The 8221-nt window shown below is 73.0% G+C and carries 7 protein-coding genes and 2 pseudogenes; 1 reads left to right on the top strand and 8 read right to left on the bottom strand.

Going from position 1 to position 8221, the window contains the following annotated elements; translation table 11 throughout:
• The 6 genes and pseudogenes from NCC78_RS23385 to rsmD form a co-directional block, all read right to left on the bottom strand.
• Positions 1–478 (bottom strand): annotated as a pseudogene (locus NCC78_RS23385) (phosphate acyltransferase PlsX); the annotation flags it as partial.
• 114 nt (positions 479–592) lie between these two features.
• Positions 593–766: a 50S ribosomal protein L32 gene (gene rpmF, locus NCC78_RS23380; RefSeq protein ID WP_030335284.1), complete on the bottom strand. Its 174-nt coding sequence runs from the start codon at positions 764–766 to the stop codon at positions 593–595.
• Positions 767–771: 5 nt separating this feature from the next.
• Positions 772–1335, bottom strand: a complete 564-nt coding sequence (locus NCC78_RS23375) for a YceD family protein (protein WP_250797076.1) — start codon at positions 1333–1335, stop codon at positions 772–774.
• Between the two features lie 113 nt (positions 1336–1448).
• A complete protein-coding gene (locus NCC78_RS23370) occupies positions 1449–1946 on the bottom strand; it encodes an SPFH domain-containing protein (protein ID WP_250797075.1) in 498 nt (165 codons plus the stop codon).
• 232 nt (positions 1947–2178) lie between these two features.
• Positions 2179–2661 carry a pantetheine-phosphate adenylyltransferase gene (gene coaD / locus NCC78_RS23365; RefSeq protein ID WP_250797073.1) on the bottom strand — a complete coding sequence of 161 codons (483 nt, stop codon included), beginning with the start codon at positions 2659–2661 and terminating at the stop codon, positions 2179–2181.
• Entirely contained in the window at positions 2658–3221 is a 564-nt protein-coding gene (gene rsmD / locus NCC78_RS23360; protein ID WP_250797072.1) for a 16S rRNA (guanine(966)-N(2))-methyltransferase RsmD, read from the bottom strand. Before rsmD ends, coaD begins: the two co-directional genes overlap by 4 nt.
• Positions 3222–3538: 317 nt before the next feature.
• On the opposite strand from rsmD, the gene NCC78_RS23355 reads away from it, so the two are divergent.
• Positions 3539–5044: a cell wall anchor protein gene (locus tag NCC78_RS23355; RefSeq protein WP_250797071.1), complete on the top strand. Its 1506-nt coding sequence runs from the start codon at positions 3539–3541 to the stop codon at positions 5042–5044.
• A 259-nt stretch (positions 5045–5303) separates the two neighbouring features.
• Here NCC78_RS23355 and recG read toward each other — a convergent pair whose 3' ends face one another.
• Together recG and NCC78_RS23345 are read right to left on the bottom strand one after the other, a co-directional pair.
• The gene (recG, locus tag NCC78_RS23350; RefSeq protein ID WP_250797070.1) at positions 5304–7505 is read right to left on the bottom strand and encodes an ATP-dependent DNA helicase RecG; all 2202 of its coding nucleotides are present in this window, start codon (positions 7503–7505) and stop codon (positions 5304–5306) included.
• Positions 7502–8221 (bottom strand): annotated as a pseudogene (locus NCC78_RS23345) (DAK2 domain-containing protein); the annotation flags it as partial. The pseudogene NCC78_RS23345 and the gene recG, both read right to left, overlap by 4 nt.

The raw sequence follows: 8221 nt of genomic DNA, 5'->3' as shown, positions 1-8221 counted from the left end.
CGTGCCGGGCGAGGGTGGCCGGGCGGGGCTCCAGCGAGCCGCCGACGTCCAGCAGCACCACCGGCCCGGCGACCGCCGGGAGGGTGGCGACCAGCGCCGGCCGGCGCACGTTCGGCCAACGGCCGAGACCGAGCGCGACGGCGGTGACGGTGGCACCGGTCGAGCCGGCGGAGACGAGGGCGTCGGCGGTGCCGTCGCGGACGGCGTGGACGGCCGCGCGGACGGTGCTGTCGGCACGCGCGGCCACCGGGTGGTCGGCCATGCCGACGGCGGCACGGACCGGCCGGATGGCGACCCGGGACCGTTGTTCCGGGTCCAGGGCGTCGATCAACCCGTCGGCGACCTCGGCCGGGCCGACGAGCAGCAGATGCAGGTCAGGGTCGGCACGCACAGCCCACAGAGCGCCGTCAACCACGACGGCGGGAGCATCGTCCCCGCCGAGGAGGTCAACGGCGATCCGCGCGGTGCCCGGCTCCACCGGAACGCCGGCCGGAACACGCCGGCCGGCGTCGGAGGGAGCCGGGGCACCGGGCGATTGCCAGGGTGCGCGCGCCGCCCGACCCGCGGTCGGGGGCGTCACTCGGCGTCCAGGTCAGACCTCGAGAACCTGGCGGCCGTTGTAGGTGCCGCAGACGGAGCAGGCGGCGTGCGGCAGCTTCGGGGACTTGCACTGCGGGCACGCGACGGTCGCGACCACGGTCGCCTTCCAGTTCGCCCGGCGGGAGCGAGTGTTGCTGCGCGACATCTTGCGCTTGGGGACGGCCACGGTTCCTACTCCTCTTTACGGTTCAGTTGCGACAGGCCCGCCCAGCGCGGGTCGATCTGCTCGTGACTGTGGTCGGCCGGCAGATCGTCCCAGTGCACCCCGCATTCGGGGCACAGTCCTGGGCAGTCCTCCCGGCAGAGCGGGTTGGTCGGCAGCTTGAGCACCAACGCGTCCCGCAAGGCCGGCTCCAGGTCGATCAGGTCGCCCTGCATCCGGCCCACCTCGTCCTCGTCGGTCGTGGCGTCCGTGGTGCTGTCCTCGTACGCGTACAGCTCCTGGATCGTCACGGCCATCGAGTCGTTGATCTCACGAAGGCAGCGACCGCACTCGCCCCGGACGGGACCGGTGATGGTCCCGGAGACGAGCACGCCCTCGGACACCGACTCCATCCTCAGATCGAGGTCGAGGTCCGCGCCCTCCGGCACGCCGATCAACTCCACGCCGAGGTCCGCCGGTGCCGGGGCGACCCGCTTGACCGTACGCAACGCGCCAGGGCGACGCGGCAGGTCCCTCGTGTCGAGGACCAGCGGCGCCCTGGGGTTGAGTTGCGATGGCGAGTGCTTGGGCATAGTCAGACTCCGGCCGGTGATAGGCCGACAAAACAGGTTACCTGGGCGACCACCGGACCGTCGAACCGGGGGCGACGCCCGCCCCGCCCTGCCGGCTGTTGCTGAGGTGCCGCTCAGAAGGGTAGCGGGCGTTCGGCCTCGTCACCCGCGAAGGTGCCGATCTCCCGCAGGGCGTGCATCTTGTCGCGGCCACGCTCTATCGAGGCCAGGGCCCGGGTGAGGAACTGCTCGAAGTTGGCCAGCGCGGTGTCGACGTAGTCGTCGACCTCCTCGCGCAGCCGCTGCGCCTCGGCGCGGGCCTCGGCGATGATCCGCGCGCCCTCGTGCTCGGCGGAGACCGTGATCTCGTTCACCGAGACCAGGCGGGCGTGTTCCGCCTCACCCTCGCTGATGATCCGGTCGGCCTCCCGCTTGCCGGCCTCCATGATCTTGTCCCGCTCCTCCAGCAGAGCGGCGGCCCGTCGCAGGTCGGCGGGGAGTTCGGCGCGCAGATCGTCGAGGGCCCCGATGAACTCGCCCCGGTCGACCATGCAGTTGTTGCGCGACATCGGGACGGAGCGGGCCTGCTCCACCATGGCGATCAGTTCGTCGATGCGATCGAGCGGGTCCACCGGTACCTCACTCCTGTCGTTCGTCGGCCGACCTACATGATGCGGGCTACGGCCGGGTTCCTGCTCGACCAATCATGTCGTGCCCGTCCCACACCCGCCCGGTGCAGCTCGCCCCGGCGCGTCGCGATCCGCACACCCGCCGTGCCGATCTTGCACCTGCCGCCCCGGCCGATATCCGCACAAAGGGGCGACCATGAGGCCAAAGCTGCACGGTCGCCGAGGCGGAGCGGGGCTACGGGCGCGGGCCGAGGCGGGACTGGAGCGCCTCGCGGACCCGGTCGGGCACGTGGGCGGAGATGTCGCCGCCCCACTTCGCCACGTCCTTGACCAGGCTGGAGGAGAGGAACGAGTAGAGCGGGTTGGTCGGCATGAAGAGCGTCTCGACGCCCGCCAGGCCGATGTTCATCTGCGCCATCTGCAGCTCGTAGTCGAAGTCGCTGACCGCCCGCAGGCCCTTGATCAGCACGCTCGCCTGCTGGGCCCGGCAGAAGTCGACCAGCAGGCCGCGGAACGACTCGACCCGGACGTTCTCGTAGGAGGCGGTCACCTCGCGGAGCATGTCGATCCGCTCCTCGACGGTGAACAGGCCGCTCTTCGCCTGGTTGATCAGCACACCGACGATCACCTCGTCGAAGAGCCGGCTGGCTCGCCCGATGATGTCGAGGTGTCCGTTGGTGACCGGGTCGAACGAGCCGGGACACACCGCACGTCTCATGATCGGCGACCGTACCAAAGGGTTGTCTCGCCGTACCGGCGACTGCGCTCGCCGGTGACGCCCTGCACCCACCCGACCGGTCCGGTGCGGCTGGAGCGTTCCACCACCACCAGCGCGTCCGGGGCCAGCCAGGCGTGCGCGACCAGGGCGGCGAGCATCGCGGTGATCTCCGCGTCGGGCACCGCGTACGGGGGGTCGGCGAAGACCACGTCGTACGGCTCGCCCTCCGGGCCGGCGGCGAGCACGGTGGCGACCTTGCCGGTGACCAGCCGGGCGGCCGGGGCGGCGCGCAGGGCCGCGACGTTCTCCCTGACCACGTGGGCGGCCCGGGGGTCGGACTCGACCAGCAGCACGTGCGCGGCGCCCCGGGAGAGCGCCTCCAGGCCGACCGCCCCGGAACCGGCGTAGAGATCGGCGAAGCGGGCGCCGTCGAGGTCGACCTCGGCCTGCACCGCGCTGAACAGCGCCTCCCGGACCCGGTCGGACGTGGGCCGGGTGCCGGCGCCGGGCGGCGCGGCGATCCGCCGCCCGCCGAGGGTGCCGGCCACGATCCGGGTCACCGTCTCCTCCTGCTCATGACCACGACGCTACGCGACGCCCCGCAGGCCGCCACCGACACCGTGCGTACCCGGGAACGGCGCACATGATCACGTTTCGTATATCAACGATCTCAGATTCATAACATCATCCTTAGTCGATGCTGAGCGCTGTAACGCGCCCGGCGATCTCGCTAGGGTCTGCCGGGTGCCGGCGGTGGCCCGCCGGCCCACGGCGCGAGGAGGCACCCCGCACCGGACGCGCGTCGCTCGTCAGTGACCGTCCGACCGCCTCCCTCGCGTCGACCCCCCTCGAAAGCTTCCTCACCCCGGGAGTACGCGTGATCCGTACCAAGCTGTCGCTGCGGCGACCACTGGCAGTTCTGGGGGCCGCCTTCATCGGCCTCACCGGAGCCGTCGCGGTGGCCGCCCCGGCCAGCGCACACCACACCACGATCACCGCGACCGCCGCCTGCGACCAGCTCAGCGGCGAACGCGTGATCACCTGGAAGGTCGAGAACAGCGAGGGCGACAAGGCCGCCACGCTCAAGACGGTCACCGCCGACCCGAAGACCCCGGTGAACGTGGTCACGGAAGGCGCCGACAGCGTTGCGCTGGAGGGCGTCGTGATCCCCCAGAGCGGCTCGGTCGAGGCCGTCCAGCGGGTCCCGGGTGACACCGCGACCGCCAAGCTCACGGTGTACGCGCTGTGGATGAAGAACGGGCAGGACCGCACCAACGAGGGCAGCATCGACCTGTCCAAGGACGCCCCCTGCTCTCCCGCGCCGAAGTGCGTGGACGCCAGCAAGGCGACGTACAGCCACACCTTCGACGGTCCGAAGGGCACCGCGACCGTCAAGCTGGAGGGTGACCTGCCGCTCTGCGGCGAGGAGAAGCAGTCGTTCACCCTGGTCTCATACTTCGCGCCGCGGCCGCAGTTCGCCACCCCGCAGTACGTGTACGGCACGCCGGACAGCGACTGGATCGGCGGCACCCGGACCGAGATCGACCTCAAGGTGGAGATCCCGGACTGCCACACCCAGGTCGACCTGATCTGGGGCGGCACCGACGAGGTCATCGACCCGCTGGTCGAGGGCGGCGAGCGGTACGGCGACAAGAAGCTGGGCTCCAAGGGCACTCCGGGCAACCGCTCCACCGGCCCGCAGGGCTGGTACAACGGCGGCGACAAGAGCTGCACCACCCCGGCGGCGACCTTCGCGTCCAGCTGCGACGGCACGGTGACGGTGTCGCTGAGCAACGACGGCAAGATCTCCAAGTACCCGGTCGAGTTCGAGGTCCGGGGCGAGAACGGCTGGTCCAAGAAGGTCACCGTCGAGCCGGGCAAGGCCGACAACGGGATCGTGGTTCCCGCCGCCGACGCCGGCAAGGTCGAGGTTCTGGTCGACGGCAAGGTGATCGAGAACGGCACGTACGCCTGGGCCCGTCCCGAGGACTGCCCCCTGCCCACGGTCACCACCGAGGCGGACTGCAAGACCTTCACGCTCGTGGTGACGAACCCGAAGGGTGGCCTGCCGGTCAAGGCGGAGTTCACCTACGGCAAGCAGAACGAGACCCGTACGGTGGCGCCGGGCGAGTCGGAGAAGGTCACCTTCAAGGCCGGCAAGGAGGAGGCGGCGACCGTCGCGCTCCCTGAGCTGGAACTGGAAATGCAGGCCATCTACACCCCCGAGGGGGACTGTGGCGGCGGCGCCGGTGGCGAGGAGCCGGGCCTGCCGGTGACCGGCGCGGCTGCCGGTGGCATCGCCGCGGGCGCGGCCGCCCTGCTCGCCCTGGGCGCGGTGCTCTTCGTGATGGCTCGTCGGCGTCGGGTGCGCTTCACCGCCTGACCTGACTGACCCCCCGAGGGCGCGTCGACCACCCGGTCGGCGCGCCCTCGGCCTGTCCACCTACCCGATCGACCCCCCCGCCGGGCTGGCCGTCGGCCCCGGACCAGGGCGGACGAGCCGTCGGCCCCCGACCACGGTGGACGGACGGGGCGGCCCCGACCACGGCGGGCGGCCGGGGCTGCCCCGACCACGGGGGCGGACTGCCGGGGTCCGACGGGAGGAGCGTGCTCGGTCTCGGTGAGCTCGGGAGCCGGGCCGGTCAGCCCTTCTCCAGGTATTCCGCCCGTTCCTCGTCCACCAGGGCGGCGACCGAGGCGGCCAGCGCCGGATGCCGCTCCAGCTCCGGGTCCTCCTCGACCAGGGTGATCGCCTCGGCCCGGGCGTCCCGGATCAGGTCGGCGTCGCGTCTGAGCGACAGCAGCCGCAGGTGTGAGCGGCGCCCCGACTGGGTGGCCCCCAGCACGTCGCCCTCGCGGCGCTGCTCCAGGTCCAGCTCGGCGAGCTTGAACCCGTCGGTGGTAGAGGCGACGGCGTCCAGCCGCTCCCGGGCGGACGTGCCCTCCGCCGCCTCGGTGACCAGCAGGCAGAGCCCGGCCGCGGAACCCCGGCCCACCCGGCCGCGCAGCTGGTGCAGCTGGGACACCCCGAACCGGTCGGCGTCCAGCACGATCATCACGGTGGCGTTCGGCACGTTGACGCCCACCTCGACCACGGTGGTGGCGACCAGCACGTCGAGGTCACCGGCGGCGAAGGAACGCATCACCGCGTCCTTCTCGTCGGCCGGGAGGCGGCCGTGCAGCACCCCGATCCGCAGCCCGTGCAGCGGGCCCTCGGCGAGCAGCGGCGCCACCTCGGTCACCGCCAACGGCGGCCGCCGCCCGTTGTCGTCGACCGGCGGCGGCTCCTCGTCACTCGCCGGCCCCTCGCCGATGCGCGGGCAGACCACGTACGCCTGGTGGCCGGCGGCGACCTCCTCGCGGATCCGGCGCCAGGCCCGGTCCAGATAGGCCGGCTTCTCGGCTGCCGGGACCACGTGCGAGGCGATGGGCGACCGCCCCTGCGGCAACTGGGAGAGGGTGGAGGTCTCCAGGTCGCCGTAGACGGTCATCGCCACCGTGCGCGGGATCGGGGTGGCCGTCATGACCAGCACGTGGGGTGGCTGGTCGGCCTTGGCCCGCAGCGCGTCACGCTGCTCCACCCCGAACCGGTGCTGCTCGTCGACCACGACGAGGCCGAGGTCGGCGAAGTCGACGCCCTCGTAGAGCAGGGCGTGGGTGCCGAGCACGATGCCCGCCACGCCGCCGGCGATCTCCGCCAGCGCGCGGCGACGGGCCGCCGCGCCGAGCGAACCGGTGACCAGCTCGACCCGGGTGGCGTGCTCGGCGGCACCCAGCTCCCCCTCCCGGCCCAGCGGCCCGAGCAGGTCGAGGATGCCGCGATGGTGCTGGGCGGCGAGCACCTCGGTCGGGGCGAGCAGCGCGGCCTGCCCGCCGGCGTCGACCACCTGGAGCATCGCCCGCAGGGCCACCACCGTCTTGCCGGAGCCCACCTCGCCCTGCAGCAGCCGGTGCATCGGGTGCGCGGTGGCCAGATCCGCCGCGATCTCGACGCCGACGTCCTTCTGACCGGGGGTCAGCTCGTACGGCAGCCGGGCGTCGAACGCGTCGAGCAGGCCACCGGGCTTCGCCGGGCGGGGGCGGGCGGGCCAGGCGGCGGCCCGGTGCTTGCGCTGCACCAGGGTCAGCTGCACGGCGAACGCCTCGTCCCACTTGAGCCGCCGCCGGGCCCGGTAGAGCGCCTCCTTGCTGGTGGGGCGGTGGATCTCCCGCAGCGCGGCGTCGATGCCGACCAGGTTGCGGCTGGCCCGCACGGCGGCGGGCAGCGGGTCCTCCGGCGCGGTGAAGGTGTCCAGCACCACCCGGACGCAGCGGGCGATCACCCAGGTCGGCACCGCCGCGGCGGCCGGGTAAACCGGGATCAGCGCGCCGGCGAACTCCTCGATCTCCTCGTTGGCCGCCGCCTCGGCGTCGCCGCCCTCGCCGAGCAGGACGTATTCCGGGCCGTTGAGCTGCCGCTTGCCGCGGAACTCGGTGACCTTGCCGGCGAACAGCCCCCACCGGCCGGGACGCAGCTCCCGTTCCCGCCAGGCCTGGTTGCCGAAGAAGGTCAGGGTCAGGGTGCCGCCGGAGCCGTCGACGACGGTCACCTCCAGCAGGTTGCCGCGGCGCTGGCGCATCGGGCGTACGGCGGTGCGCTGCACCTGGGCCAGCACGGTGACCTGCTCGCCGACGTCGAGCGAGCGGATGTCGGTGTGCTCGCCGCGCTCGTCGTAGCGACGCGGGAAGTGGTAGACGAGGTCGCCGGCGGTGTGCAGGTCGAGGTGGCTCGCCAGGGCCTTCGCCGTCTTCTCCCCGACCAGCTTCTTCAGCAGCGTGTCCACCGTGGACGGCTCGGACGTCATTCGACCCCCACCAGGAGCGGATAGTTCGGCTGCCCGCCCGGGTACACGTGCACCTCGACGAACGGCCAGCGCCGCCCGACGTGGTCGCGTACCGCGTCGGCCAGCCCGTCCGGGGCGTCCGCCCCGGAGAGCAGGGTGACCAGCTCGCCACCACCGCCGAGCATCCGGTCGACCACGGCGGCGCAGGTGTCGACCAGGTCCACCCCGATCAGGTGCACCTCCCCCTCGACCAGGGCCAGCACGTCGCCGGGGAGGCACGGGCCGGCGACGGTCAGCGCCTCCCGGCTGGCGTAGCAGATCTCGGCGGAGCGGCAGGCGCCCGCCGCCTCGGCCATCGCGATCACGTCGTCCTCGAAGCGGCGCCCCGGGTCGCGCACGGCCAGGGCGGCGAGCGCCTGCACCGGGGACCGGGTGGGCACCACGCTGACCTTGACGCCGAGCCGGTGCGCCTCCCGGGCGGCGGCGCTCGCCACCGCCTGGGTGTCGGGGTCGTTGGGCAGGACCACCACCCGGGCGGCGCCGGTGGCCCGGATGGCGTCCAGCAGCTCACCGGTGGACGGGTTGCCGGGCACCACCGTCGCGCCCTCACCGGCGAAGAGCTCGGCGATGCCCGCGCCGGCGGCCACCACCACCGCGGCCCGCCCGTCGGGCACCGCCGGCCGGTCGTCGACCCCCGCCAGGCCGTCGGGCGCCGTCCGCCGGCCGTCGGGCACCGG

The organism is Micromonospora phytophila (genome assembly GCF_023656545.1).
GTDB classification, from domain to species: domain Bacteria; phylum Actinomycetota; class Actinomycetes; order Mycobacteriales; family Micromonosporaceae; genus Micromonospora; species Micromonospora phytophila.
The sequence above is the reverse complement of the archived record's forward strand: the minus strand, read 5'-3'. Positions and strand labels throughout refer to the sequence as shown.

Bases quoted from the DNA above. Each gene is read 5' to 3' on its own strand.
- coaD (WP_250797073.1), bottom strand. From the start codon at position 2,661: ATGAGACGTGCGGTGTGTCCCGGCTCGTTCGACCCGGTCACCAACGGA.
- NCC78_RS23375 (WP_250797076.1), bottom strand. From the start codon at position 1,335: ATGCCCAAGCACTCGCCATCGCAACTCAACCCCAGGGCGCCGCTGGTC.
- recG (WP_250797070.1), bottom strand. From the start codon at position 7,505: ATGACGTCCGAGCCGTCCACGGTGGACACGCTGCTGAAGAAGCTGGTC.